Genomic DNA, 23,455 nt, shown 5'->3' with positions numbered 1-23,455 from the left:
CATCACCGCAACTGTAATGGCAATGCCACAATATTGTTTATTGGAGCCTTGGCTAAATGAGTAGGCCCATGAGATGGCACCGCTAAAGAGGGCCACAATGCATGCATATCTACCTGACATGGGTGTTGGGGCCACTGGCCTTGGTACTTATGAATTTGTAGGCGCAGCCCTGTAGCTAGTGGGGAGAGCGATAAACGCGCACTCACGGGTAAAGCACTGGTGCTAGGTTCGGCTTGAGAATTTAACCAAAATATGAGGGCTTGATTGTCTTTGGCTGATACTTGTAAGCGTTTTGCTTGGGGTGCAGTGAGCTTAGGTGCCCATAAAATAAGGTGGCTACAGCACCCACTATTAAGACTTTGCTCGGCACTCCACAGGGCTTGTTGAGGGTTTTGGCAGCGGATTAATAAAGTTTGGCTTAGATCAATGCCATGTTGTGCTAAAGCTTGGCCATTGAGTTCTGCGGGTGGATTAATCCATACTTGTAAACGTGACTGAGCTTGGGCTAGTAGAGGTAATAATAAACGTAGTTCACCAATACCGATAGGGCCACAGGCTAACTCCACCAATCCAGTTTGGGGCCAACCCCCTTGTAAGTGGGCATCTAAGTTGGGGTAAAAGCTACTTTGACGGCGATGATCTGGGCCAGCCACTTGCCGAGCTCGCCAAATTAAACGTTCTTTTTCGAGTTGTAGGAGAACCATAATAAAACCAATAGTAAAACCAAAAATACTGTATGTATATACAGTATTCTGACATGTTTTTAGCTCAGGTCAAGGGAAAAACTGTTTAGCCCTTGCATAGACACAGTTGAGTTCTCATATAACTTGAGTAGGGGGCTGTTACAAGGCCAAAGACATTGCCAACATAAGGCTTAAGGTAGGGTTACTTTAGAGTTTGTCGTCTTGGCGGCTAATAAAGTTGGCGCATCCTTCTAGGGCAAGTATTTTTGCAATACCAAGCCCCAATTTATGGGTATTTTCAACATCCAGATGCAATCCATCCACAGGGTCTGGGTCACAAAGTTTGGTAGCATCTGCGAAGTAAGTACCCTGCTCAATAGAAAGTTTCACATAAAGCTTAGTCAGTTCAGGTAACCATTGGGTGAGGTTATTCAATTCGGGAAAACCTGCTCCAGTTACTGAAGACAATGGCAAACAATTTGGAGGAGAGACAATCATCACTTTAGGTGGATTTGTATTGGGTACAGAACTGCCTGAAATGGATGGTAAATCCCTAACTGTTGCAATTAAGGTTCGCATCGCATCGGCGGTATCCTCTGGCTTGCGTTCAGCGTCTGCAAAGAGATCATTCGTCCCAAGTGCTAAAATAACAAGGTCCAATGGGGCGGCTTGGAGCAATGCAACAGGTAAGTGTTGTAAGCCATTTCGCCCAGGTCTGCCTGCATATTCAAGATCGGTGGTCCGTCCTCCGAGGCCAGCTTCCCAAACGGTCACGTCTATTAAACTCGTAGCAAGAACATTTGGCCAACGATCATCGAAAGAGTGGCGGTTCTTTTGGCTCGCATTGCGCCCCCAAACAAGGGAATCTCCATAAACTAAAATCGACTTCATCAAAGGTCCTTCAACTGCCGAGAATCCATCACTTATTTACACCACTAATGATGTAGCTACATTGCGTAGATAACCGCTGTAGTTTTGTGCGCCTTGACCGCCGCACCCCATGTTCGGTTATCAAACTTGGGTTGGCGGGTAAGACTTAAGCTATTTAGATGGTGATAATAGCGATGTTTAAGTTCATGTTGAACGGTCAACTATAGTGCTAAAGGATTCACCAAATAGGTTGTTCTGGTCACCAATGTGACAGGATAACCACTACGTTTACCATGCTCCATAATTAGATCTGGATCAGAGGTATTGTAAATACAAAAGGATTTATTGGCAGTAATGTATGAATGTTCCCACTCAATATCTTTATTTTCTTTTTTCATGTCCTGCAACACTGAAATTGACATACGAGCTGCCATTTTCATTTCTTCATGGGTTGACGAACCGATTGCTGGAATATCTCGCTCAATAACGTATCTAGCCATTTTCATTTCTCCACTAATAAAGTGTTAATTAAGTACATTGAAATATTAGTATACCCCGACAAACTCAGTTCAAACCAGTATAAAATCTGTACCATGAGAAACACTGAAAAGACATAAACTGTTCGGTATTAAATAACAATTACTCCTAAAATATCAATTAAACAGGGATGGACAATGCCATCATGGGCGCCTATTCAATCAACACCCTTTTTTGGAGCTATTTATGCCATTACAGGCAAGTCAAAATGTTTTTATTACCTGCGCTGTAACTGGGTCTGGCAGTTCTCAAGACCGCTCTCACCATGTGCCTCGTAGCCCTGAAGAAATTGCCAACAGTGCCATTGATGCGGCTAAGGCGGGCGCTGCCATAGTGCATTGTCATGTGCGTGACCCAGCAACGGGTGTGCCAAGTCGCCGCTTAGATTTATATAAAGAACTCACCGAACGTATTCGGGCTGCAGAAGTAGATGTAGTACTTAATCTTACTGCGGGTATGGGTGGCGATATCGTGTTTGGTGATGCAGAAAATCCATTACCTTTGCAGGCCTCAACAGATATGGTGGGGGCCAGTGAGCGGGTAGAACACATACGCCAGTGTCAGCCAGAAATATGCACGTTAGATTGTGGCACCATGAACTTTGCAGAAGCAGATTACGTGATGACTAATACCCCAGGCATGTTGCGGGCGATGGCAGAGAAGATGACTGCCATGGGCGCCCGTATTGAGATTGAAGCCTTTGATACGGGTCATTTATGGTTGGCTAAAAAATTGGTAGAAGAAGGACTAATTACTGAGCCAGTGATGGTGCAATTGTGTATGGGTATTCCTTGGGGTGCGCCAGATGATCTCAATACCTTTATGGCTATGGTTAACAATGTGCCTACAGACTGGGTCAGGTCGGCCTTTTCTATTGGTCGTAATCAAATGAATTACGTGGCCGCTACAGTATTGTCTGGGGGCCATATTCGGGTAGGCTTAGAAGATAATATTTGGTTACAAAAAGGGGTCTTGGCAACTAATGCGCAACTGGTTGAACGGGCTGCAACCATCGCCACTAACATGGGCTCTACCTTAATGACACCAACACAGGTGCGTGAACTGATTAAGGTAGAAAAAAGAGCGCCTTTAGCATGACCAATATTGTTAATAAACCCAATAAGCGCCAAAAAACGGCTGCTTGTATCGGTGGTGGTGTCATTGGTGGTGGCTGGGTAGCGCGGTTTTTGCTGCACGGTTGGGATGTTAATGTGTATGACCCCGCAGCTGATGCGCAGCGCAAATTGGCTGCGGTACTTGACAATGCTCGCGACGCCCTACCTCAGCTAGCTGATGTGACCATGCCCACGGAAGGTACGCTCACTTTCTGTGAGAGCCTTGAAACGGCCGTAACTAATGCCGATTGGATTCAAGAGAGTGTGCCAGAACGTTTAGACATTAAGCATAAGGTGTTTGCCCAAGTACAGGCAGCGTGTGCAAAAAAGGCCATTATCGGTTCGTCGACCTCTGGCTTTAAGCCTTCACAATTGCAAGAAAATGCCCTAAGGCCGGCCCAAATTATGGTGGCCCACCCATTTAATCCAGTGTACCTTTTACCCTTAGTAGAGCTAGTGCCTAGTCCAGCTAACAGCCCAGACATTATAGAGCAGGCCAAAGACCTGCTAACCAGTGTGGGTATGAAGCCGCTGCATGTGCGTAAAGAAATTGATGCCCATATTGCTGATCGTTTTTTAGAAGCAGTATGGCGTGAAGGCTTGTGGATGATCAAAGATGGCATTGCTACAACCACAGAGATAGACGATGCCATTCGTTATGGCTTTGGGTTGCGTTGGGCACAAATGGGTCTGTTTGAAACCTATCGCATAGCTGGTGGTGAGGCTGGTATGGCGCATTTTATTGCTCAGTTTGGGCCTTGTTTAGAGTGGCCATGGACCAAGTTAATGGATGTGCCCGAACTCACGGATGAACTCATTGCTACCATTGCTCAGCAGTCTGATGAGCAATCGGGGCATCATTCTATTCGCGAGCTTGAGCGCATTCGTGACAAAAACCTTATTGGTATTATGCGTGTGCAAAAAGACAATAATTGGGGTGTGGGTGAATTATTAAATCAACACGATGAGCGCTTAAAACAGTTGGGCTAGATGAGTGTTTAAACTGGTATGATAGCCCTATATATCCGTTGTACTGGCTTATTTAATGACTACTATTTTTCCCATTGTCAGCTCTATTTTGCTGGTAATGCTATTAGGCTACGGCCTCTCTAAAAAACTGCTGACAGACTCTCTTTTTTGGCAAGGTATCTCCAAGCTATCCTACTGGGTACTATTCCCAGTGCTGATTGTGCACACGCTAGCTCACGCCACTATTGATACAGGCTTGCTCTTACCCTTGTTTACCATCTTCACTGTGGCACTGATATTAATACTGATTTATTGCGTGCTGGTGGCTCGATTACTAGGTCAAGATGGGGCCTCGACTGCAGCCCTTACTCAAGGAGGCATACGCCACAATGGTTTTATTGGCTTGGCTGTTTTGGTGGATATATTTGGTTTGCCTGGGCAAGAAATGGGTGCTTTAATGATTGCGGTGCTGATGCCGTCTACCAATGTTTTGTCGGTACTTTCGGTCAGTTTGCTAGTGCGTAAAAACCAACCCCAAGAGCAATTCTTGTCTACTTTAATTATCAAAGAACTCTTGCGTAACCCCATGCTTGTTGCCGTGGCTATTGGTCTTTTGCTTAATGTGCTCTCCATCTCTATACCCACTATACTGGATCAATCAATGGACCTTGTCAGTCGTGCAGCCCTACCTATACTGCTGCTTGGTGTGGGGGCTAGTTTGAAGATGAGCTCCTTAAGAGGGCGCTGGCCCACTTTGGCTGCGGCCCTCAGTGCCAAGTTGTTAGTTTTTCCAGCACTGCTATTAGGTGGTGCATGGTGGTTTAATCTGAGTCCTTTAGTAACTGTGTGTTTGGTGGTGTTTGGAGCCTTGCCAACGGCGGTATCGGCCTATCCATTTATTCAACAGATGGGTGGTAACGCCAAACTCATGGCTGATATTATTACTTTGCAAACCCTAGCCAGCTTGATAGGGTTAACGTTTTGGACCAGTTTGGCGATACACCTCACAGGCTTAGTACTATGACTTTTTCAGTAGCTTACGACTTTATTCAAGGCTCTTCACCATTACTGGTGAGTATGCCCCACTCTGGGTTGCAACTCACCCCCACAGTAGCAGACACCTTAACGTCAGAGGCTCTGGCTTTGCCCGATACTGATTGGCATATTCCACAACTGTATGACTTTTTAGAAGCTATGGGAGTGGGCGTGATCAAGGCCAATTACTCACGTTATGTCATTGACCTTAATCGGCCAGAAGACAATAAACCACTCTATGCAGGTAAAACCATAGGCTTGTTTCCTCATATTCTGTTCAATGAAAAGTCCATGTTCAAACCTGGCACAGTCATAGATACCGACCATCAGCAGGCCTGTATCGAATACATTTGGCGCCCCTACCACCAACAATTGGCTACTGCATTGGCACGCATTAAACAAAAATTTGGCTATGCTATTTTATTCGATGCACATTCCATTCGAGCACAAGTCCCCATGTTCTTTGAAGGTACCTTACCAGATTTCAATCTGGGCACTAATAATGGCAAGGCGTGTGCTGCCAAACTTCTACAAGCTGCGCAGCACGCAATCTCTGATATAAACTATACTCAAATAAGTAATGGGCGTTTTAAGGGGGGCTATATTACCCGCAGCTATGGCCAGCCAAGTCACCATGTTCATGCTTTTCAGCTGGAGCTATCCCAAGCAACTTATATGCAAGATACGCAAGACTATGCCCTTGATGACAAAAAATGTGCCCAAGTTAAACCTCAACTCAAGGCCTTAATTGAAGCCCTTGTCAGCTGCAATTTAACGCCCCAGTAAAAAGAGGTTTAGCCATGTATTTGAGTGAATCACAAGTGCAAGACTATGAGCGTGATGGTGCCATTGTTATAAAAGGTGTGTTTAAGGATTGGATTGATTGTCTTGTCACTGGTTTTGATAAAGTGCTTGCTGATCCGAGTGAGCATGGTCGAGAAAATGTGGCTCAAGGTGACGGGGGGAGATTTTTTGAAGATTACTGTAACTGGCAGCGTATTGAAGAGTTTAAGCGTTGGATTACTGAGTCGCCTGCCGCAGAAATTGCGGCCCAAGCCACACGTTCAAAACGCATCCAAGTATTTCATGAGCATATCTTACTGAAGGAACCAGGCACTGCTAAAGCCACGCCTTGGCATCAAGATATGCCTTATTATTGCGTTTCTGGCGAACAAACGGCGAGTTATTGGGTGCCCCTTGATGCCGTGACTAAAGCCAACAGCCTACAGGTCGTGTTAGGGTCTCACCGTTGGCCAAAGCTAGTTCGACCTACCCGTTGGTCGACCAATGAACCTTGGTACCAAAGCGATTTAGATTATATGGATATGCCCGAGATTGATAGCAGGCAAAATATCTTGGTGCCAAAATTAGAGTTAGGTGATTGTGTGTTGTTTAACTTTAAAACGGTCCATGGCGCGCCAGGCAATTCGTTAACTAGCCGCCGGCGGGCTTTTTCTACCCGTTTCATGGGTGACGACGTGCGTTACATCAACCGAGGTGGACCCACTTCACCACCGTTTGATGGGCTAGTACAAAAAGATGGTGATAAAATGCCACTCGATTGGTTTCCAGAGGTTTATTACAATGACAAATAATGCGACGGGAAGCTGCCTATGCGGCGCAGTTAAATATAACGTCACAGGGCCATTGCGTCCTGTGGTAGCTTGTCACTGTGGGCAATGTCAAAAGTCTAGTGGACACCATGTCGCTGCAACCTCCGCCAACAAAGACGACTTTGAACTGCTGCAAGAACAGTCTCTTAAATGGTTTTTTTCATCCCCAGGAATCCGGCGTGGGTTCTGCTTTGAATGTGGTGGAAACTTATTCTGGGACAACACACAACTATCCAGTATTTCTATTTTTGCAGGCACCTTAGACCAACCCAGTGGATTGCAGTTGGTAGAGCATATTTATGTGGACGCCAAGGCTGACTATTATGAAATAACCGATGCTTTGCCACAGCGCCGTGGCTTTAGCATGACAGCAAGGATTAAATAATGGCTAATATATGCTCACACTGTGAGTTTAAAATTACTTCACGTAATCAGTTGTGTGAGGATTATAGGGACCCAGAAAAAGCTTATGGCTGTCCCCAGTGTGGTACGTTTTATATTTTGCCAAGCAGCAGTGGGCCTACATTCAAGCAGTGGCTGTGGTATTTAAGCTTGGGTTTTTTAGGGGGTTTAATCACTAGTTTAGTACAATTAAACGGTTATAGTCGGTTGTGGTTTTGGAGCTATGTGCTGCTGGTTGTAATAGGTTTGGGTCTGGCTTATATCAAGTCAAAAGCGGTTACCTTAGAGGCTTCTGGATATCGAGTCACACCCAGTGACGACTGACTTTATTGTGCCTTTGTGTGTTCAACAGTTCACCACTATTTATGTAGACGAAGATATTGTAGTGGTGGATAAACCCAGTGGCCTATTATCTGTCCCTGGTAAAAACCCACTCAATAAAGACTGCTTAATTACACGCGTACAACAATATTATGCTGATGCTCATATTGTTCACCGTTTAGATATGGATACTTCTGGAGTGATGGTGCTCGCCCGGGGTAAGGCAAACCTATCCGCTTTGAGTCGTCAGTTTCAGGAACGGCAAACCCAAAAGCAGTATTTAGCTTGGGTTTATGGTGTGCTTCAAGAGGATACTGGCGAAGTTAATCTGCCCTTACGTTGTGATTGGCCCAATCGACCTAAACAAATAGTTGATCATGAGCTAGGTAAACCCTCATTAACCCGTTTTGAAGTGTTAGAACGTAAGCCTGAATCATTACAGACTAGGGTGTTACTAAAACCAGTGACAGGGCGCTCACACCAACTGCGAGTGCACATGGCAGAATTGGGCCATCCCATCAGTGGTTGTGAGTTTTATGCTCATCCAAAGGCACTAGCTCAAGCCCAGCGATTACAGTTGCACGCATGGAAGTTAAGCATTATGCACCCTTCAACTGGAGTCATGCAGACGCACGCAGCCCCCACCATTTTTTAGCTTAAATATAGGTGTTGATAACAGCCCACAACTCATCTTCAGAAAATGGTTTGTGTACGTAATCAGTAATGCCGGCGGCTTGCCAGTGAGCTAATTCGGTCGCGGGGTCCCTCGCAGTCGAAGCGATGATAGGCACCTGAGCACTATTGTTTACGTCTAATGTACGTATCATTCGTGTTGCAGCCAGACCGTCTAAGTTAGGCATCATTAAGTCCATAATAATGATGTCATATTGATTACTCTTTACCCAACTGATGGCTTCTAAACCATCAGCAGCAAGGTCAATATTGACTTCACCAAAGGTGAGAAATTCATGAATGATCTCACGGTTGATGTCGTCATCTTCGACGACTAATATTTTAATAGAAGCCATAGTGTATTCTCTGTCTAGGTCATAAATATGAGTACATTATTAAATTGTAACCAAAAATAACACTGTTGAAAAATTCTAGTGGGTTTGCATCAAACCCCCGCCAACTGCTTTACGCTTTCCCAAACGTCTACATCTAGTTCTACTGCTTTAGGTAAGACTTTGTTGGCACCTGGAATTCGTGCCCCAGGTTGGCTGGTTACGGCTTCTGATATGGTGCTAAGCTTCTCCCAAAATAGCTCACCAGCAACATTAGTTGGGTCAATAATGATGTAGCATTGACCTAAGTCGTGGGGTTTGCCTTCACTCGCCTTTAGTGGATCAAGTTGTGTACTGGTGCTGCCACCTGTAAAAGCAGCAGCGAGAATTTCTGCCATTAAACCAAATCCATAGCCTTTATAACCTCCTGAAGACACTAAAGAGCCACCATTGAGCACTGCGCTAGGGTCTTGAGTAGCTTGGCCTTCACTATCCACGCCCCAACCTAACGGAATTTTCTCGCCGGCAGTGGCCGCCATATTAATTTTGCCAAGGGCGATAGCGCTGGTGGATTGGTCAAACTGCATGGCCAGAGCACCCTTTCCATCTGGCACAGACATCGCAATAGGATTAGTACCAAGTACTGCCTTGGTTCCACCTGGAGGTGATACACAAGATTTTGCATTAGTCATGCCAATAGCAATGTAACCTGCTCGAGCGATCTGTTCGGTGAAGTAACCCATCGAAGTGCAGGTGTGAGAATGGCAAATAGCTAAGGTAGCCACGCCGTTAGTTTTGGCAGCCAACAAGGCCGTGTCTAAACCTCGGGAAAAGGCTGCTTGTGCAAAACCTAACTTGGCATCTACCACCACGCTGGCAGGTTTAGGTTGGTGTACTTCAGGTTCAACGTTACCGTTAACACGTCCCGTTACGAGTTGGCTGCAATAGCTCTGCAGGTAAAAGAGCCCACAAATCTTATTGTCATGGGCTTCTGCAACGCGCACTGCATGGGCCACAGAATTGGCAATCCATGGTTTTGCACCGTGAGCTTCAAGGGCTTTTGCTGTGGTGGTTTGAATGGTATCTAAATCAACGCGAATAGTGGCCATGGGGGTTTTGACTGTAAAAATTATTAAGACCCTAATTTTATGTTGCTTTACCCATATGGGTAAAGTAAAAATAACATATCCTATATTTTTAAAGCATAGTTGTCAGGCTAATGAAGCAAATGCATGGTGTTGCAATCAGACCTTTTACAGCAGCAGATAGTGCGCAAGTGCAAACATTATTGAGCGATTCAAAAGTTGCGCAGCTGGCTGGTAATATTCCGTATCCATATCCTGACCATGGTGCACAAGCTTGGATAGAGTCTCATGGGGAACGGCATCGATCTGGCTCTGCAATTATTAGAGCCATCACCCTCGTAAAAGGTGGAGCATGTATCGGTGCCATAAGCATTGACCACATTTCTAGGGGTCTAAATGCTAGTGGTAATTTGGGTTATTGGGTGGGAATGCCCTATTGGAATCAAGGCTTCTGTGAGGCTGCGGGTCAGTTAATGTTAACCTTGGCCACTGAGGAATACGCGATGGGGCGTTTGGTTGCCGCACACCAGATTGATAATCCTGCTTCAGGGCGGGTGTTAGAGAAGTTAGGATTTAACGAATTAGAGCCTCATCGCATGACTAATTTGTCAGGACAGTACTTGTTTCGTTGTTATGAAAGACAGCTGTGATCAATAAAATAACCAATACAGCAAATTTACTGCTAACTCCATTTGGCTAATAATTGCCTTACCACCATTGCTAGAAACTAAATCAATATCACAAGACCATTTTCTTGGATCTAGTTGCAGGCACACTTATTTTTGTGTTAATGTAATGTTATAACATAACATATATGCATAGATCTAATGCAATACATTAAATTAATGGCGATAACCCTGATTAGTCTGATAGCTATATCGTCCAAGTGCATGGAATATGCGTAAAGTGCGAAGCAAGAAAGATCACAGCATGACAAAAGATAAAATTTTTCTACGTCCTCTTTTAATTGGAGTAGGCCCTAGGCTAGCCATTGCAACTATAATTGCTACTTTACTGTGGCTTGGTTTCGCTTGGGCCACAGTCAATCCAGGCGCACTATGAATACTCTACTCAGCTTTCAGAACCTGACGCTTGGCTATGATCGACTACCTGCAGTGCAGCAACTGAGCACTGAGATTGCCAGGGGCAGCCTCACAGCTATCGTTGGTCCAAACGGCGCAGGTAAGTCAACGCTACTTAAGGGGGTAATGGGTGCCTTGACTCCTTTGGAAGGCCAAGTATCTATCAATGGATTCAGTGAGTCTGATATTGCATACCTGCCACAACAATCCCAAATTGATTGGCACTTCCCTATTTCAGTGGTCGACCTTGTCGCCATGGGACTTTGGCGTGAAATGGGGGCATTTGGTAGGCTGGGCCGAGCCAAGAGCACCCGCGTTGAGGAGGCCATAGCAGTGGTGGGACTGACTGGGCTTGAGAAGCGATTGATTGGTTCCTTGTCTGGCGGCCAAATGCAGCGGGCCCTGTTTGCAAGGCTTCTATTACAAGACTCCCAACTGGTTTTATTGGATGAACCTTTTACCGCCATTGATGCCAAAACCATGACAGATCTAGTCGCTGTCATCGATGGATGGCATAAGCAGGGCCGAACAGTGATGGCTGTTTTACATGATTACCAAACCGTTAGCACACATTTCCCCCAGACATTGATGTTAGCCCGTGAGCTTGTGGCGCATGGCCCAACCGCAATGGTCTTGACAACAGACAACCAGATCCTTGCGAGCCGCATGTGTGAGGCCTGTGCTGAAACACCCCATGTCTGTGGGAAGGTCATCACATGATCTGGGACCTGATATTTGCACCCTTTGTAGATTTCGGATTCATGCGTCGCGCACTTCTAGGATGCGTGGCAGTTTCTTTTGGAGCAACCCCTGTGGGTGTATTTTTGATGCTTCGTCGTATGAGCCTTACCGGAGATGCAATGGCTCATGCGATTTTACCTGGGGCCGCTATTGGTTATTTGATTTCTGGCTTATCACTGAGTGCGATGACCATCGGTGGGTTGATCGCTGGGATGGTTGTTGCTCTCACTTCGGGCTTTGTCGCTCGTGTCACCGCCATAACCGAGGACGCAAGCTTAGCAGCATTCTACCTAATTTCCTTAGCAGTTGGTGTTTTGATCGTCTCAACTCGCGGAAGCAACGTAGACCTACTCCATGTTCTGTTCGGCTCAGTGCTAGCCCTCGATGATGCTGCGCTCGTGCTGTTGTGTTCCTTTGCAACCTTATCGACCCTTGCCCTAGCTTTGCTGTTGCGACCATTGGTGTTGGAATGTGTCGACCCTCAGTTTTTGCAATCTGTTAGCAGATTAAGTGCAATCACCCATTTCATCTTTTTAGCGTTAGTGGTGATCAATTTAGTTGCAGGCTTCCATGCGCTTGGCACCCTTATGGCTGTGGGTATTATGATTCTTCCGGCAACCGCAGCGCGTTTTTGGGCTGCTGGAATTGTAGGGTTGATCTCTGTCGCAGCACTTATCGCCACTTTTTCGAGCGTGATTGGCTTACTTTTATCATTCCACTATAGCTTACCCTCTGGCCCAGCCATCATTTTAGTTGCTGGTATTGGGTATATATTTTCACTCATCTTTGGCCCAGTGGGGGGTGCAATTGTGCAAACCTTACCGCGCCAGAAAATTTAAATCTACAAGGACTATTATGCATTCTGTTCAATCACTTTTAACATCTATAACTGCCGCCGTGGCCCTAACCCTTAGTGTGCCAAGTACCTCTTGGGCAGATGACCCAATTCCCGTTGTGGCGACATTCTCTGTTCTTGGCGACATGGTAAAGCGAATTGGGGGCGAGCATATCTCGCTGACAACACTAGTGGGTGCAGATGGCGATACCCATGTTTATCAACCAACACCACAGGCAGCGCGTGTGGTGGCAGAGGCTGATGTGCTATTTATCAATGGCTTGGGGTTTGAAGGCTGGTTGGAGCGACTGGTCGAAGCTGCCCCTTTTGCGGGGTCATTAGTGGTGGCAACGACTGGAATTGAGCCTATCGCCTTTGGGGGCCACGACGATCATGAAGAAGGTCATGAGGAGGGTCATGAAGAAGGCCACGAAGAAGAGCATGAAGAAGAGCATGAAGAAGAAGCTACAGAGCATCACGGGGAACATGGCGCTTTTGATCCACATGCATGGCACAGTTTTACCAATGCTATCGTTTACGCCAATAATATCGCAGCAGGCCTCGCTCAGGTCGATCCTACTAATGCCGGTTCTTACTACCAAAATCACCAGATCTTCGTCAATGAAATCAGGGCGTTGAAAGCTGAAGCAGACGTCCTCATGGCGGCCTTGCCAATTGACAAAAGAACCGTAGTTACTCCACACGATGGTTTTGGTTACTTTGCTGACCTTTACAACCTGCGCTTTGAAGCGCCTCAGGGTCTAAGTACCGAAAGTGAGGCCTCAGCAGCGGATGTGGCTAAATTAATTCTGCTAATCCGCAAGCAAGAGATATCAGCTGTGTTTATAGAGTCTATAACGGATAACCGTTTGATGGAACAAATTGCCAACGAGACCGGTGCTGTAATAGGTGGCAAGCTATACTCCGACGCACTTTCTAGTGAAGACCAACCTGCATCTACTTATCTGGATATGATGCGCCACAACACTAAAACTCTGTCGCAGGCGCTTGGTGATTGAGATAACTAACCCCTGCAAGCTTTTAATAAAGCCTTAATGGCATCGTATCGCTGCGAAACTTAACACAGCGATGCGATAAGTCTCTTGCTCAGGTCCCAGTAAATTTAATGAATAAAATGATGCAGTGAAGTTCGTCAAATCTTAGGCACAACCTAACTGTGTTTGAAGAGCTTGAGTTGTTGTAGTTTGACTGTTTATGACACAGACGGCATGTTAGCGTTTATCTACGATTTGAAGAGTCAGAGTTATTCACAATGCGACCTTAATAGAAGTTAACTAAATCTAGCCTCGTGGATCATTATAGAAAAAATCGGTTATATCAGTGCCGAGTCACATTTAATGAACACCTAAGCCGCAATGATACTTTCTTGTTAATTGATGGATGCAGTACTGCAATAGCAATAAAAAAGGGCACCTCAAGAAGGCGCCCTTTTGATGATCTAGGTCAGTTTATGAGCGACGTGGACGACGATTTTGACCGCCTTCACGCTGCTGTGGGCGATCACCACTGCGCTTAGGTCGAGGTGTTTTAGCACCGGGGGTGAAGTCGTCAGCAGCACCTTGAGACTGAATATTTAAGGGCTGGCTACGCACACGGACTTTTTTAAGCAACTGTAGCATTTCTGCAGGCATACCTGCTGGCAGGTCTACCGTAGAGTGATCATCAAATAAGCTGATACGTCCAATGTAAGCACTGCTTAGATCTGCCTCGTTAGCGATAGCGCCAACGATGTCACCTGGCTTAACTTGATGTTCGTGGCCTACCTCTATGCGAAAACGTTCCATGGCAATAGGCTCGCCACTGAATTCTTCTTGCTTACGTTCCTTGCGACGCGGGCGTTCTTCATCATTAAAACCAGCTGTTGTATCACGCGAATCCCGTCGTTCGGGCTTGCTGTTTTCGGGCATGGTTAAGGGGCGATCCTGCTGGGCCATAAAGGCTAGGGCGGCAGCAACCTTTTCTGGTGCTACCTCGCGTTCCTTCACAAACTCTTCAACTAGGTCACTATAAATGCTTAGGTCAGACTGCTCTAAAGCTTTGTCGATGCTCGCCTTAAACTGGTCAATGCGTCGCTCTTTCACCTGTTCGCGGCTAGGTAAATCCATTGGGGTGATCGTTTGACGTGTGGCTTTTTCAATAGAGCGCAACATATTGCGCTCTCTTGGTGCCACAAATAAGATGGCATTACCGGCACGACCCGCACGGCCGGTGCGACCGATACGGTGCACGTAGGCTTCGGTGTCATAGGGAATGTCATAGTTGATAACATGACTAACCCGAGCCACGTCGATGCCTCGTGCGGCAACATCGGTAGCCACAACAATGTCGATTTTGTTGCTTTTAAGATGTTCTATGGTCCGTTCGCGCAGTTGCTGTGACATATCACCGTTGATAGGAGAGGCACGATGACCGCGGGCTTCTAACTTCTCAGCTAACTCTACAGTGAGGGTTTTGGTACGTACAAAAACGATGACGCCATCAAAGTCTTCCGCTTCTAAGATACGCGTCATTGCATCCAGTTTACTGGTGCCCACTGCCTTCCAATAACGTTGGGTTACGCTATCGACGGTCGCCGTTTTAGCTTCAATCTTAATTTCTTCTGGATTATTAAGATAGGTATTAGCCACCTTACGGATGACTGCAGGCATAGTGGCAGAAAATAAAGCCACTTGGCGTTGTTTAGGTGTGTGATCTAAAATCCAAGTGACGTCATCAATAAAGCCCATGCGCAACATTTCATCAGCTTCATCTAAGACAACAGTCTTGAGCTTGTCTAGTTTGAGGGTGCCGCGTCGGAGATGGTCCATAACTCGACCAGGAGTGCCAACGACTACGTGCACACCTCGCTGTAACTGACGTAGTTGGCCGCTCATGCTACTGCCACCATAGATGGGAAGCACATGAAAGCCGCGCATATCACTGGCGTAATTTTGAAAAGCCTCAGCCACTTGAATGGCTAATTCACGAGTGGGTGCCAGCACCAAAACTTGTGGGGCTTCAACTTTTAAGTCGATGTTAGATAGGGCAGGTAGAGCAAAGGCTGCTGTCTTGCCCGTACCAGTTTGTGCGGTACCTAAAATGTCTCTGCCTTCTAAAAGGTGAGGAATGGCAGCGGCTTGTATGGGGGACGGTTGTTCGTAGCCAATGCGGGTGATCGCATTAAGCACTGACTTAGAAAGAGCCAAGTCTGCAAAAGTGGTCATCGTGTTATCCTAAAATAAGTGATCTGATGACTTAGTAGACGCAAGTGGCCACCAAGTCTGCACGTAAACAAAGTCACTCTCCCAAATGTAACAAAAACGCCGAGATAAAATAGGAGTGATGAACGAGACATTGACGTGAGGGCGCAGCAAAATAAAACCATTAAAGCCAACTCTTTGAGCCGAGAAACGCAGGTAGTAGCGAGCTATCACCTCGTTTTTCAACGACAAGCAGAGAGGATTTAGCCATTTTATCTTGATGTTGGCTGGTACACGGGCCTCGAGCCCTTTGTTCGGTATACATTAGCCATGCCTGAGTTTTAGGTACACTAATGCCCGGCACCTGCTGGTGCCTTACCGTGCCACTTTACTTTAAAGTGTGGCCGAGATAACGCGGATGCAAGTGATATTACGCGACGTAGTATATACCACAAGCATCCTAAGTGCTATCAAGCTTAAATTTAAACCATATGACTTTCCATCGCCTGTGTTCAGCCCTTAATAGCTGAAAGTACAGATTCTGCAGAACTAATAGAAAATGGATCAGGGCCATTATTATCTTTACGTCCGGGTTCTTCTAGCCAATGCTCAATGACGCCATTATTAACCACCATGGCATAGCGCCACGACCGCTGGCCAAATCCAACATTATGCTTATCGACTAGCATGCCCATCTGACGCGTAAATTCACCATTACCATCAGGAATAAATTTGATATTTCCAATCTTCTGATCAAGCATCCATTTGCGCATAACAAAGGTGTCATTCACAGAAAGCACATAAACTTCGTCTATGCCTAGATTTATAAATTCTTCATAAGCCGCTTCAAAACTAGGTACCTGCTGCGTGCTGCAAGTAGGGGTGAAGGCTCCAGGTAGGGAAAAAACGACCACTTTTTTGTTACTAAAAATTTCATCACTGGTCACATCTTGCCAGCGAAATGGGTTATCTCCACCAATGCTCGCGTCACGCACTCGATATTTAAAAGTAATTTGAGGAACAGTTTTTCCAGTACTCATTTGATGTTTCCTTTTTTTAATAGGTATATTGACCAAAGTCGACCAAGAACGATGGCTGATGTACAGAGTATGCAAAACAATACATTATTTGTATAATCGTTATAATTGATATTTCTAATAGGTTTTATCTATAATGTTGAGTCTTAAAGACCTGAGTTACCTAGCTGCACTGGATGAGTTCCGACATTTTGGTAAAGCAGCAGCGGCTTGTTACGTGAGTCAACCCACCCTGAGTGGTCAGCTTAAAAAGCTGGAACACCAGTTGGGAGTCCAGCTTTTAGAGCGGGGCTCTAACACGGTTATTTTTACCTACGTGGGTTGGGAGATTGTTCAGCGTGCCAAAACTATGGTGCTGCAGGCCCGCGAAATGGAAGAGCTAGCTAGAGCCTCTATAGCACCACTTAACGGACGTTTAAAGTTAGCTATTATTCCATCTTTGGCGCCCTATCTAATGGCTAAAACAGGCCCAACCATTAACGCTGCTTTGCCTCAACTAAAGATTGAATTATATGAGCTAGAAACCCAAGAGCTGTTACGGCAACTAAAAAGTGGAGATATTGATGTGGGAATTTTGGTCGTTTCACAAGCTCAGGCTGGTCTGCGCAGCTTGAGTCTATGGCAGGAGACATTTTGGCTTGCAGTGGGTCAGAACCATGAATGGGCGCAGAAAACGCACGTCACTCGGGTAGATTTAGAAGGTACTGAGTTAATGTTATTAACAGAGGGCCATTGTTTGGCGGATCAAGCCCAGCAGTTGTGCCAACTAAAGAGCCAGTCACAAGCCTTTCGGGGGGCAAGCTTAGAAACTTTAAAATATATGGTGTCAGCAGGTAATGGCGCCACTCTAGTGCCCCAGCTTTGTATGGACGCTTGGACTAACCATGGGGATGACAAGATTGCCTACATTCCGCTCACCACGCCTAAGCAAGCTAGAGAAATAAGTTTTTTGGCCCGTTCAGGTAGTGCTTATTGGCCCTGTGTAGAAGCTTTACACCAAGTCATGTCCTCGGTACTGCCAGAAGTTTCGCAGGATACGCATAATGTACCCGTATTAATTTAGAGTGGAGCTAGATCAGTGCCTGTGGGCCAGCATAAAGGTAAAATAAGTCGCACATAAAACCAGTGCTGTAGATATCAGCAAACAGCTGATAAATCCAAACTGTAGAAAGACCCATCCAGAGAGTAGCGTGCCTAAGAGTCGCCCGACTGCGTTAGCCATGTAGTAAAAACCCACATCCATAGCCACAGAGCTGGATTTAGAGAGCGCCACTATAAGGTAGCTATGGAGGCAGGAATTAACAGCAAATACGATCCCAAACATACCTAATCCAATGATCAAAATAGCGTCACTTTGCCACTCAAAATATAAGCCCATGGCCAAGGACAAGGGTACAAACATCAGTGTTATTTGCCATTTAAAGCTAATTTTGTGGGCTAGTTTAAAGCCATTCGGCGACGCATTATTGGCAACCTTTCGAGTGATTAAGGGGGCTAACATTTGAACTAAGCCATAACCGATAATCCACGCTGCCAAAAACGCACTCACTTGCCAGTATGCCCAGTTAAGTTGTTGCGCCAAATAAACAGGCAGCGCCACCACAAACCAAACGTCCCGGGCACAAAACAAAAACAAGCGCGCGGCGCTCAAATGGTTGATGACCGAACTCTTAGACAAAAGCTGGCGTAGTTTTGGTTTTTGTACACTGCGACCCAAATTGGCTTTGAGTAGCATAAGGCTGCAAAGCCAAACACTACCTAGTCCAAGCATCATGATTAATATGCTGGGTTTGAAACCCACGTTAGTTAAAAGGGCTCCACCTAAAAAAAAGCCAGCCCCTTTTAAGGTGTTTTTAGATCCGGTGAGCACCGCTACCCAACGGTATAAACTTGAGTTTGTGTGGGTAGGGGCTAACAATTTTATGGCACTTTTAGCACTCATTTTATTGAGGTCTTTAGCCACCCCAGAAACTGCTTGTGCTGCCATCACCCATGCTACTGTGAGTAACTGTGGATTGACTAGTAGCATAGACAACGCAGCAAGTTGGAGGCCTAGGCCGATATTCATGGTGCGGTTAAGGCCAATGCGCGCGCCCAAATAACCACCCAGTAAATTAGTGAACACGCCAAATAGTTCGTAAAATATGAACATCAAGGCAATTTGTAAGGCGTCATAACCTAAACTGTGGAAATGCAAGACCACTAGCATGCGCAAAGCCCCATCCGTGAGGGTGAAGGCCCAATAATTACCTGTGACTAAGGCATATTGGCGCAGGCTTGGGGCAGGTGCAATGGTCATCAGTGATCATTAGCACAAATGTAGTTGGCCAGTTCAGCCGCCCGATTCACATAGCCCCATTCATTGTCATACCATAAATAGAGTTTTACTTGGGTGTCATTGATCACCATCGTAGATAAGGCATCAACAATGCATGAGCGCGGATCTGTGCGGTAATCGATGGACACAAGAGGCTGCTCCTCAAAGCCTAGAATACCTTTTAATGGCCCGCTTTCGGCAGCCTCTTGCAACAATAGATTGATTTGATCTACGGAGGTTGGGCATCGCATTTCAAACACACAATCAGTCAAAGATGCATTAGCTAGGGGCACACGCACGGCATGGCCGTTGAGTTTGCCTTTTAAGTCTGGAAAAATATGTGTGATAGCTGTTGCTGAACCCGTTGTGGTGGGAATTAAACTCATTCCGCACGCCCTTGATCGACGCAAGTCCTTATGGTGTGAGTCGAGTATCGTTTGTGTATTGGTGACGTCATGTATGGTGGTGATGCAACCATGACGAATACCAAGGGCCTCGTGTAATACTTTGACCACAGGGGCTAAGCAGTTGGTGGTGCAGGAGGCCGCTGTCACTAGCTGATGTTGCTGGGGGTCGTATAGGTGATGATTAACCCCTACCACCAGATCCAACACACCATCCTGTTTGACGGGAGCTGTCACTAGCACGCGTTGCACTCCTTGGTCTAAATAAGCCTGTAAAAGTGCCTTGGTCTTTAGTTTGCCACTGGCCTCAATAACGAGGTGGCAGCCACTCCAGTCTGTGGCTTCAGTGGTGGTATTTCGACTATAGGCTAGGCTGTGGCCGTTAATAAAAATAGTATTTTCATGGCCATTAATATCTGCTGACCAGGTGCCATGAACTGAATCGAACTTAAGTAAATGAGCGGTGGTGTGGGCATCACCAGCAGGGTCATTAAGTTGAATAAAGTCAAATTCAGGCCACTGCCATGCTGCACGCAAGAATAAGCGCCCAATACGACCGCAGCCGTTAATTCCTACTTTAATTGTCATAATAAAGTGTTGCAAAGAAACTAGATAAGGGTATTGTACCCGCTTCTTTAAGGGCAGAGTCAAGTGCAGGAGGATCGAATGATAAAAGCTGGACTATACCGACATTATAAAGGTGCTCACTATCAGGTAATTGATACGGTACGCCATTCAGAAACTGAAGAAGAGTTAGTGCTATACCGCGCTCTTTATGGGTCCAAAGACCTATGGGTAAGACCTCTGGCTATGTTTACAGAAGATGTCTTAGTGCATGGCAAACCAGTTGCTCGGTTTGCTTACGAGTCTCAATAATTCCAAAGGCGCAAGCCATTGACGCATTCTTTTTGGGCCACGCCTATGGCTCCTAGCTTTGACCTATCAGAGTGACTCTAAAAACCCTTTACCAAGCGATAGCTGTGCCGTCATAGTTTATAAACTGGCCACTGTTGGCTGGAACAATTTTTGTGATTACCTGGCGTAAGCCATTAACACTGGTGTGAGTGTTAATGGAAGCGTTGGCTCCGCCCATGTCTGTTTGGACCCAACCTGGGTGCAGAGCAACAACGTTAATGCCAAACTGCTTTAGGTCAATAGATAGGCTTTTCACCACTTGATTAACGGCGGCTTTAGACGAACGATAAAGGTATAGGGCTCCCCCATCGTTGCCCTCAATACTGCCCATTCTTGAGCTAAGTACAGCAAAAGTGCCGCCTTTGACGCGAAGGTTTTCGTGCAGTGCTTGCGCTAACATGAGAGGTGCAACGCTATTCACATTAAGCACTTCCAACCATTGCTGCCGAGATACAGTGCCAAGATTTTGATCCTTGGGTCCAAATACCCCAGAATTATTGATGATTAAATCTAGCTCGGCACCATTTAATTGTTCTTGTAGGTCAGCAATGCTGTCATCCTCAGTTACATCGAGTGGCAGCAAAGTCAACTGATCACAGGCCAATGCGGCCAGTGCCTCGCCAGGTTGCTGACGGTAAGTCGCATAAACATGCCAGCCTTGAGCTAAATACTGTTGGGTAAATTCTAAACCGATACCGCGATTGGCACCGGTGATTAATAGTTGTTGCATGTTGGATCACTCATGGACTTAGAAAGGACGATTAATAGTAGAGTAACGATCTAGTCTGAGCAAGACTCGATTTTTTAAGCACTCAAGTCTAGGGCTCTATTTACTTTAATTTACAGGTCCAAGCTGGTGTTTTGGCTTGGGGTTGTTGTAATATCAACTGAACAGGTTAAAATTAAATTCCATTTTCGTATGAATCGAACGCTCATTACTACATTGGCTTTTTGCTTACTGATTATCTCAGCAGGCAAAGGTTATGCAAACATTGATACGCCCTTATTTAATGGTGTTTCTGATGTTATGAGTACCTACGTCAGTGATATGAAAATGGCAGAAAGCTGTGATCATATGGATAGCAGTGGTGCTGGGGTTTTTAGTCATTTTCACTGTCACTTAAATATGACATCCTTGGTTACCAAAGACGCTTCCATTGGTCTGATGGAATTACCCGTACCTAATTACCAATATCATTTTAGTAGTAAGGTGCATATTCAAACATTATCGACCAAACCTCCTCAATTCACCTAGTTTCTCCCTGTCCCTGCTATAGGCGACGCACCCTCGCATGAGCCCCTTAAAAGACGAGTTTTAGTTGGCTGACATGGGGATTATGCATTTAAACCTGTTGCTTTAGCTGATCTATATTTGCTGATTAATTTGGCTTATTTAGCCGTGTTAAAACCCATGGCATATCATTAAGGGCCGTGCAGCAATGTTAATGACTTACTTTACTAGTTGAGGAAAAACAATGAACTGTAAATTGCAGTTAGTGATTTTTATGCTCTCAGGCCTATTCTTGGTGGGCCCACTTTATGCCGATCACAAACAAAGTCACGTCAATGTGATAGTTGGAGAACTCTCCCCTTTAGCCAGTAAAGGTCAGGTGGCGTTTAACACTAATTGCGCATCTTGCCACGGTGTTAATGCCGCAGGTGGCATGGGTGGCACACCACTGATACACGACATCTACAACCCTGGCCACCATGCTGACAGTGCCTTTATTAATGCGGTTCGCAATGGCGTACGTCAGCACCATTGGCAGTTTGGCGATATGCCACCACAAAGGCACATTGTGTTTGGGGATATGGTATTTTTGATCAAGTTTATTCGTGAAGTTCAGCAACAAAATGGCATCAAAACTAAGCCTCATAAAATGTAAGCTTTGCAGGTTGGTAAAAAGCGAAGCACTAATACTCACTAAGAATTAACTAGGATAACGTGATGAAAATTAATTTGCTAAAAAAAGTCGGGGTTCTGATCATGCTCTTAGGCCCTTGCAGCAGCTTTAACCTTAGCGCTCATGATGGGGCTACTGGTGTGATTAAGCAGCGTATGGAAGCTATGTCAGACATGGGAGATGCCATGAAGGCGATGGCCTCTATGGTGAAAGGTAAGCAGGCTTTTGAGCCCGCGCTATTTATCCAAAGTGGTGAAACCATTGCGGAGCATAGTGACATGATGCCGAAACTATTTCCTGCAGGTTCTATGGTAGGCAAGAGCGAGGCCTTGCCCGCTATTTGGCAACAGTGGGACGATTTTGTTAGCTTGGGTTATCGCACTAAAACTGACGCTAAAAAGCTGGTGCAAATGGCCCGGGATGGCACGGAGTTACGACCTTTGACCAAGCAGTTCGTCAAACTGGCGAGTGATTGCAAAGCCTGCCACAAAGACTATCGGAAGAAAAAGTAGAGCCTATGAACATCACCAGAAATCTGATCCTGTTATCAAGCCTGTGGTGCTCGGTAAGCGCCCTCGCAACAGGCTTTGAAGGGCCGCAAAGCGATGCAGTATCTCGTGGTGCCTATATATTTGACATTGGAGGTTGTGCTTCGTGTCATACTAACAAACAACCCTTAGGGGGTGGAGTGGAACTGGTGACACCATTGGGCACCTTTATCAGTTCCAATATTAGTTCACATCAACAGTTTGGTATTGGTGGCTGGACCAATGCCCAGTTTATTAAGGCCATGCGCGAAGGTGTGAGCCCTGATGGTGAACACTATTACCCAGCATTTCCATACACCTCCTATGCAAATATGCCAAAACAGGATTTACTAGACCTTAAAGCCTACTTGGATGCACAAGAGCCTGTTGCTGAGGCTACTCTGCCTCATGGTTTAACATTTCCTTTTAACCAGCGCGCATTATTAGGTGTATGGAAACTTTTCAACACTGGTGATCAGTGGATCTCAGACCCCAGTCAAAGTGCCACTTGGAATAGAGGCAGTTATCTTGCTAATGGCCCGAGTCATTGTACTCAATGCCATACGCCTAGAAATTTCATAGGCGGTTTGCAATTAGAAAAAGGTATGGTGGGCAACGAGCAGTGGCCTGATGGGGAAAAGGTGCCTCCGTTGGTTGATGCGAATCAATTGGGCTTTGGTGGTTGGAGCCAAGACGACATTGCCTTTGCATTAGAGGTGGGCATGACGCCAGACGGTGACTTTTTGGGTGGAAGTATGAGCCATGTGCTGGAAAATACCACGGGTAAGATGACGCCAGACGACATAAAAGCACTCTCAGAATACCTGTATTCATTGAACAACCCTTAATGTATGGTGGC

At 45.8% G+C, this 23,455-nt stretch carries 28 protein-coding genes; 18 read left to right on the top strand and 10 right to left on the bottom strand.

Annotated elements, in window-relative coordinates; all coding sequences use genetic code 11:
* Positions 1–2: 2 nt before the first annotated feature.
* The 3 genes from imuA to ABXT59_RS13190 form a co-directional block, all read right to left on the bottom strand.
* Complete coding sequence (imuA, locus tag ABXT59_RS13200; protein ID WP_443636656.1) at positions 3–704, bottom strand: translesion DNA synthesis-associated protein ImuA; 702 nt, start codon at positions 702–704, stop codon at positions 3–5.
* Positions 705–890: 186 nt separating this feature from the next.
* Positions 891–1,574, bottom strand: a complete 684-nt coding sequence (locus ABXT59_RS13195) for a GDSL-type esterase/lipase family protein (RefSeq protein ID WP_443636655.1) — start codon at positions 1,572–1,574, stop codon at positions 891–893.
* A gap of 200 nt (positions 1,575–1,774) precedes the next feature.
* A complete protein-coding gene (locus ABXT59_RS13190; RefSeq protein ID WP_443636654.1) occupies positions 1,775–2,053 on the bottom strand; it encodes a nickel-binding protein in 279 nt (92 codons plus the stop codon).
* 223 nt (positions 2,054–2,276) lie between these two features.
* Between ABXT59_RS13190 and ABXT59_RS13185 the strand changes: the two genes are divergently transcribed.
* From ABXT59_RS13185 to ABXT59_RS13150, 8 genes are read left to right on the top strand one after another with little or no spacing between them, the layout of a single operon-like run.
* Positions 2,277–3,188, top strand: a complete 912-nt coding sequence (locus ABXT59_RS13185) for a 3-keto-5-aminohexanoate cleavage protein (RefSeq protein WP_443636653.1) — start codon at positions 2,277–2,279, stop codon at positions 3,186–3,188.
* Entirely contained in the window at positions 3,185–4,195 is a 1,011-nt protein-coding gene (locus tag ABXT59_RS13180; RefSeq protein ID WP_443636652.1) for a 3-hydroxyacyl-CoA dehydrogenase NAD-binding domain-containing protein, read from the top strand. The genes ABXT59_RS13185 and ABXT59_RS13180 overlap by 4 nt, the downstream gene beginning before the upstream one ends.
* A gap of 55 nt (positions 4,196–4,250) precedes the next feature.
* Complete coding sequence (locus ABXT59_RS13175; protein ID WP_443636651.1) at positions 4,251–5,198, top strand: AEC family transporter; 948 nt, start codon at positions 4,251–4,253, stop codon at positions 5,196–5,198.
* Positions 5,195–5,995: an N-formylglutamate deformylase gene (gene hutG, locus ABXT59_RS13170; RefSeq protein WP_443636650.1), complete on the top strand. Its 801-nt coding sequence runs from the start codon at positions 5,195–5,197 to the stop codon at positions 5,993–5,995. Before ABXT59_RS13175 ends, hutG begins: the two co-directional genes overlap by 4 nt.
* Positions 5,996–6,009: 14 nt before the next feature.
* Positions 6,010–6,804 (top strand): phytanoyl-CoA dioxygenase family protein, encoded by a 795-nt coding sequence (locus tag ABXT59_RS13165; RefSeq protein WP_443636649.1) that lies wholly within the window; start codon positions 6,010–6,012, stop codon positions 6,802–6,804.
* Complete coding sequence (locus ABXT59_RS13160) at positions 6,794–7,207, top strand: GFA family protein (RefSeq protein WP_443636648.1); 414 nt, start codon at positions 6,794–6,796, stop codon at positions 7,205–7,207. The genes ABXT59_RS13165 and ABXT59_RS13160 overlap by 11 nt, the downstream gene beginning before the upstream one ends.
* Positions 7,207–7,548, top strand: coding sequence for a hypothetical protein (locus tag ABXT59_RS13155; RefSeq protein ID WP_443636647.1), 342 nt, complete (start codon positions 7,207–7,209; stop codon positions 7,546–7,548). Before ABXT59_RS13160 ends, ABXT59_RS13155 begins: the two co-directional genes overlap by 1 nt.
* Complete coding sequence (locus tag ABXT59_RS13150; RefSeq protein ID WP_443636645.1) at positions 7,538–8,200, top strand: pseudouridine synthase; 663 nt, start codon at positions 7,538–7,540, stop codon at positions 8,198–8,200. Before ABXT59_RS13155 ends, ABXT59_RS13150 begins: the two co-directional genes overlap by 11 nt.
* Before the next feature lies 1 nt (position 8,201).
* Here ABXT59_RS13150 and ABXT59_RS13145 read toward each other — a convergent pair whose 3' ends face one another.
* Together ABXT59_RS13145 and ABXT59_RS13140 are read right to left on the bottom strand one after the other, a co-directional pair.
* On the bottom strand, positions 8,202–8,573 hold the full coding sequence (locus ABXT59_RS13145) for a response regulator (protein WP_443636644.1): 372 nt from the start codon (positions 8,571–8,573) through the stop codon (positions 8,202–8,204).
* Positions 8,574–8,662: 89 nt separating this feature from the next.
* Entirely contained in the window at positions 8,663–9,658 is a 996-nt protein-coding gene (locus tag ABXT59_RS13140) for an Ldh family oxidoreductase (protein WP_443636643.1), read from the bottom strand.
* 110 nt (positions 9,659–9,768) lie between these two features.
* Between ABXT59_RS13140 and ABXT59_RS13135 the strand changes: the two genes are divergently transcribed.
* The 4 genes from ABXT59_RS13135 to ABXT59_RS13120 all read left to right on the top strand — a co-directional run bounded on the left by ABXT59_RS13135 (position 9,769) and on the right by ABXT59_RS13120 (position 13,311).
* Positions 9,769–10,284: a GNAT family N-acetyltransferase gene (locus ABXT59_RS13135; protein ID WP_443636642.1), complete on the top strand. Its 516-nt coding sequence runs from the start codon at positions 9,769–9,771 to the stop codon at positions 10,282–10,284.
* 408 nt (positions 10,285–10,692) lie between these two features.
* Positions 10,693–11,436, top strand: coding sequence for a zinc ABC transporter ATP-binding protein AztA (gene aztA / locus ABXT59_RS13130; protein ID WP_443636641.1), 744 nt, complete (start codon positions 10,693–10,695; stop codon positions 11,434–11,436).
* Complete coding sequence (locus ABXT59_RS13125) at positions 11,433–12,296, top strand: metal ABC transporter permease (protein WP_443636640.1); 864 nt, start codon at positions 11,433–11,435, stop codon at positions 12,294–12,296. The genes aztA and ABXT59_RS13125 overlap by 4 nt, the downstream gene beginning before the upstream one ends.
* Before the next feature lie 16 nt (positions 12,297–12,312).
* Positions 12,313–13,311 (top strand): metal ABC transporter solute-binding protein, Zn/Mn family, encoded by a 999-nt coding sequence (locus ABXT59_RS13120; protein ID WP_443636639.1) that lies wholly within the window; start codon positions 12,313–12,315, stop codon positions 13,309–13,311.
* Between the two features lie 450 nt (positions 13,312–13,761).
* Here ABXT59_RS13120 and ABXT59_RS13115 read toward each other — a convergent pair whose 3' ends face one another.
* The gene (locus ABXT59_RS13115; protein WP_443636638.1) at positions 13,762–15,516 is read right to left on the bottom strand and encodes a DEAD/DEAH box helicase; all 1,755 of its coding nucleotides are present in this window, start codon (positions 15,514–15,516) and stop codon (positions 13,762–13,764) included.
* Between the two features lie 488 nt (positions 15,517–16,004).
* Complete coding sequence (locus ABXT59_RS13110) at positions 16,005–16,532, bottom strand: peroxiredoxin (protein ID WP_443636636.1); 528 nt, start codon at positions 16,530–16,532, stop codon at positions 16,005–16,007.
* A 133-nt stretch (positions 16,533–16,665) separates the two neighbouring features.
* Between ABXT59_RS13110 and ABXT59_RS13105 the strand changes: the two genes are divergently transcribed.
* A complete protein-coding gene (locus ABXT59_RS13105; protein WP_443636635.1) occupies positions 16,666–17,592 on the top strand; it encodes a LysR substrate-binding domain-containing protein in 927 nt (308 codons plus the stop codon).
* A gap of 12 nt (positions 17,593–17,604) precedes the next feature.
* Here ABXT59_RS13105 and arsJ read toward each other — a convergent pair whose 3' ends face one another.
* Together arsJ and ABXT59_RS13095 are read right to left on the bottom strand one after the other, a co-directional pair.
* A complete protein-coding gene (arsJ, locus tag ABXT59_RS13100; protein ID WP_443636633.1) occupies positions 17,605–18,828 on the bottom strand; it encodes an organoarsenical effux MFS transporter ArsJ in 1,224 nt (407 codons plus the stop codon).
* On the bottom strand, positions 18,828–19,838 hold the full coding sequence (locus ABXT59_RS13095) for an ArsJ-associated glyceraldehyde-3-phosphate dehydrogenase (protein ID WP_443636631.1): 1,011 nt from the start codon (positions 19,836–19,838) through the stop codon (positions 18,828–18,830). The genes arsJ and ABXT59_RS13095 overlap by 1 nt, the downstream gene beginning before the upstream one ends.
* Before the next feature lie 78 nt (positions 19,839–19,916).
* Between ABXT59_RS13095 and ABXT59_RS13090 the strand changes: the two genes are divergently transcribed.
* Complete coding sequence (locus ABXT59_RS13090; protein ID WP_443636630.1) at positions 19,917–20,126, top strand: DUF1653 domain-containing protein; 210 nt, start codon at positions 19,917–19,919, stop codon at positions 20,124–20,126.
* A gap of 88 nt (positions 20,127–20,214) precedes the next feature.
* Here the strand turns inward: ABXT59_RS13090 and ABXT59_RS13085 are convergent, their stop codons facing one another.
* The gene (locus ABXT59_RS13085; RefSeq protein WP_443636629.1) at positions 20,215–20,895 is read right to left on the bottom strand and encodes an SDR family oxidoreductase; all 681 of its coding nucleotides are present in this window, start codon (positions 20,893–20,895) and stop codon (positions 20,215–20,217) included.
* A 189-nt stretch (positions 20,896–21,084) separates the two neighbouring features.
* Between ABXT59_RS13085 and ABXT59_RS13080 the strand changes: the two genes are divergently transcribed.
* The 4 genes from ABXT59_RS13080 (at position 21,085) to ABXT59_RS13065 (ending at position 23,444) form a co-directional block, all read left to right on the top strand.
* Positions 21,085–21,420, top strand: a complete 336-nt coding sequence (locus ABXT59_RS13080) for a hypothetical protein (protein WP_443636628.1) — start codon at positions 21,085–21,087, stop codon at positions 21,418–21,420.
* A gap of 220 nt (positions 21,421–21,640) precedes the next feature.
* Positions 21,641–22,051: a c-type cytochrome gene (locus ABXT59_RS13075; RefSeq protein WP_443636626.1), complete on the top strand. Its 411-nt coding sequence runs from the start codon at positions 21,641–21,643 to the stop codon at positions 22,049–22,051.
* Between the two features lie 62 nt (positions 22,052–22,113).
* Complete coding sequence (locus tag ABXT59_RS13070; RefSeq protein ID WP_443636625.1) at positions 22,114–22,581, top strand: c-type cytochrome; 468 nt, start codon at positions 22,114–22,116, stop codon at positions 22,579–22,581.
* A 5-nt stretch (positions 22,582–22,586) separates the two neighbouring features.
* Positions 22,587–23,444: a c-type cytochrome gene (locus ABXT59_RS13065; RefSeq protein WP_443636623.1), complete on the top strand. Its 858-nt coding sequence runs from the start codon at positions 22,587–22,589 to the stop codon at positions 23,442–23,444.
* Positions 23,445–23,455 lie beyond the last annotated feature (11 nt).

Origin of the sequence: Candidatus Njordibacter sp. Uisw_058 (assembly GCF_047730065.1) — a bacterium.
Lineage (GTDB): Bacteria > Pseudomonadota > Gammaproteobacteria > Pseudomonadales > Balneatricaceae > Njordibacter.
Note: the sequence above shows the minus strand (reverse complement) of the source record. Positions and strands in the feature narration are given on the sequence as shown.

Bases quoted from the DNA above. Each gene is read 5' to 3' on its own strand.
- ABXT59_RS13110 (WP_443636636.1), bottom strand. From the start codon at position 16,532: ATGAGTACTGGAAAAACTGTTCCTCAAATTACTTTTAAATATCGAGTG.
- ABXT59_RS13085 (WP_443636629.1), bottom strand. From the start codon at position 20,895: ATGCAACAACTATTAATCACCGGTGCCAATCGCGGTATCGGTTTAGAA.
- ABXT59_RS13140 (WP_443636643.1), bottom strand. From the start codon at position 9,658: ATGGCCACTATTCGCGTTGATTTAGATACCATTCAAACCACCACAGCA.
- arsJ (WP_443636633.1), bottom strand. From the start codon at position 18,828: ATGACCATTGCACCTGCCCCAAGCCTGCGCCAATATGCCTTAGTCACA.
- ABXT59_RS13065 (WP_443636623.1), top strand. From the start codon at position 22,587: ATGAACATCACCAGAAATCTGATCCTGTTATCAAGCCTGTGGTGCTCG.
- ABXT59_RS13095 (WP_443636631.1), bottom strand. From the start codon at position 19,838: ATGACAATTAAAGTAGGAATTAACGGCTGCGGTCGTATTGGGCGCTTA.
- ABXT59_RS13190 (WP_443636654.1), bottom strand. From the start codon at position 2,053: ATGGCTAGATACGTTATTGAGCGAGATATTCCAGCAATCGGTTCGTCA.
- ABXT59_RS13145 (WP_443636644.1), bottom strand. From the start codon at position 8,573: ATGGCTTCTATTAAAATATTAGTCGTCGAAGATGACGACATCAACCGT.
- ABXT59_RS13070 (WP_443636625.1), top strand. From the start codon at position 22,114: ATGAAAATTAATTTGCTAAAAAAAGTCGGGGTTCTGATCATGCTCTTA.
- ABXT59_RS13180 (WP_443636652.1), top strand. From the start codon at position 3,185: ATGACCAATATTGTTAATAAACCCAATAAGCGCCAAAAAACGGCTGCT.
- ABXT59_RS13185 (WP_443636653.1), top strand. From the start codon at position 2,277: ATGCCATTACAGGCAAGTCAAAATGTTTTTATTACCTGCGCTGTAACT.
- ABXT59_RS13115 (WP_443636638.1), bottom strand. From the start codon at position 15,516: ATGACCACTTTTGCAGACTTGGCTCTTTCTAAGTCAGTGCTTAATGCG.
- ABXT59_RS13155 (WP_443636647.1), top strand. From the start codon at position 7,207: ATGGCTAATATATGCTCACACTGTGAGTTTAAAATTACTTCACGTAAT.
- hutG (WP_443636650.1), top strand. From the start codon at position 5,195: ATGACTTTTTCAGTAGCTTACGACTTTATTCAAGGCTCTTCACCATTA.
- ABXT59_RS13175 (WP_443636651.1), top strand. From the start codon at position 4,251: ATGACTACTATTTTTCCCATTGTCAGCTCTATTTTGCTGGTAATGCTA.
- imuA (WP_443636656.1), bottom strand. From the start codon at position 704: ATGGTTCTCCTACAACTCGAAAAAGAACGTTTAATTTGGCGAGCTCGG.
- ABXT59_RS13105 (WP_443636635.1), top strand. From the start codon at position 16,666: ATGTTGAGTCTTAAAGACCTGAGTTACCTAGCTGCACTGGATGAGTTC.
- ABXT59_RS13135 (WP_443636642.1), top strand. From the start codon at position 9,769: ATGAAGCAAATGCATGGTGTTGCAATCAGACCTTTTACAGCAGCAGAT.
- ABXT59_RS13160 (WP_443636648.1), top strand. From the start codon at position 6,794: ATGACAAATAATGCGACGGGAAGCTGCCTATGCGGCGCAGTTAAATAT.
- ABXT59_RS13080 (WP_443636628.1), top strand. From the start codon at position 21,085: ATGAATCGAACGCTCATTACTACATTGGCTTTTTGCTTACTGATTATC.
- ABXT59_RS13090 (WP_443636630.1), top strand. From the start codon at position 19,917: ATGATAAAAGCTGGACTATACCGACATTATAAAGGTGCTCACTATCAG.
- aztA (WP_443636641.1), top strand. From the start codon at position 10,693: ATGAATACTCTACTCAGCTTTCAGAACCTGACGCTTGGCTATGATCGA.
- ABXT59_RS13075 (WP_443636626.1), top strand. From the start codon at position 21,641: ATGAACTGTAAATTGCAGTTAGTGATTTTTATGCTCTCAGGCCTATTC.
- ABXT59_RS13195 (WP_443636655.1), bottom strand. From the start codon at position 1,574: ATGAAGTCGATTTTAGTTTATGGAGATTCCCTTGTTTGGGGGCGCAAT.
- ABXT59_RS13120 (WP_443636639.1), top strand. From the start codon at position 12,313: ATGCATTCTGTTCAATCACTTTTAACATCTATAACTGCCGCCGTGGCC.
- ABXT59_RS13125 (WP_443636640.1), top strand. From the start codon at position 11,433: ATGATCTGGGACCTGATATTTGCACCCTTTGTAGATTTCGGATTCATG.
- ABXT59_RS13165 (WP_443636649.1), top strand. From the start codon at position 6,010: ATGTATTTGAGTGAATCACAAGTGCAAGACTATGAGCGTGATGGTGCC.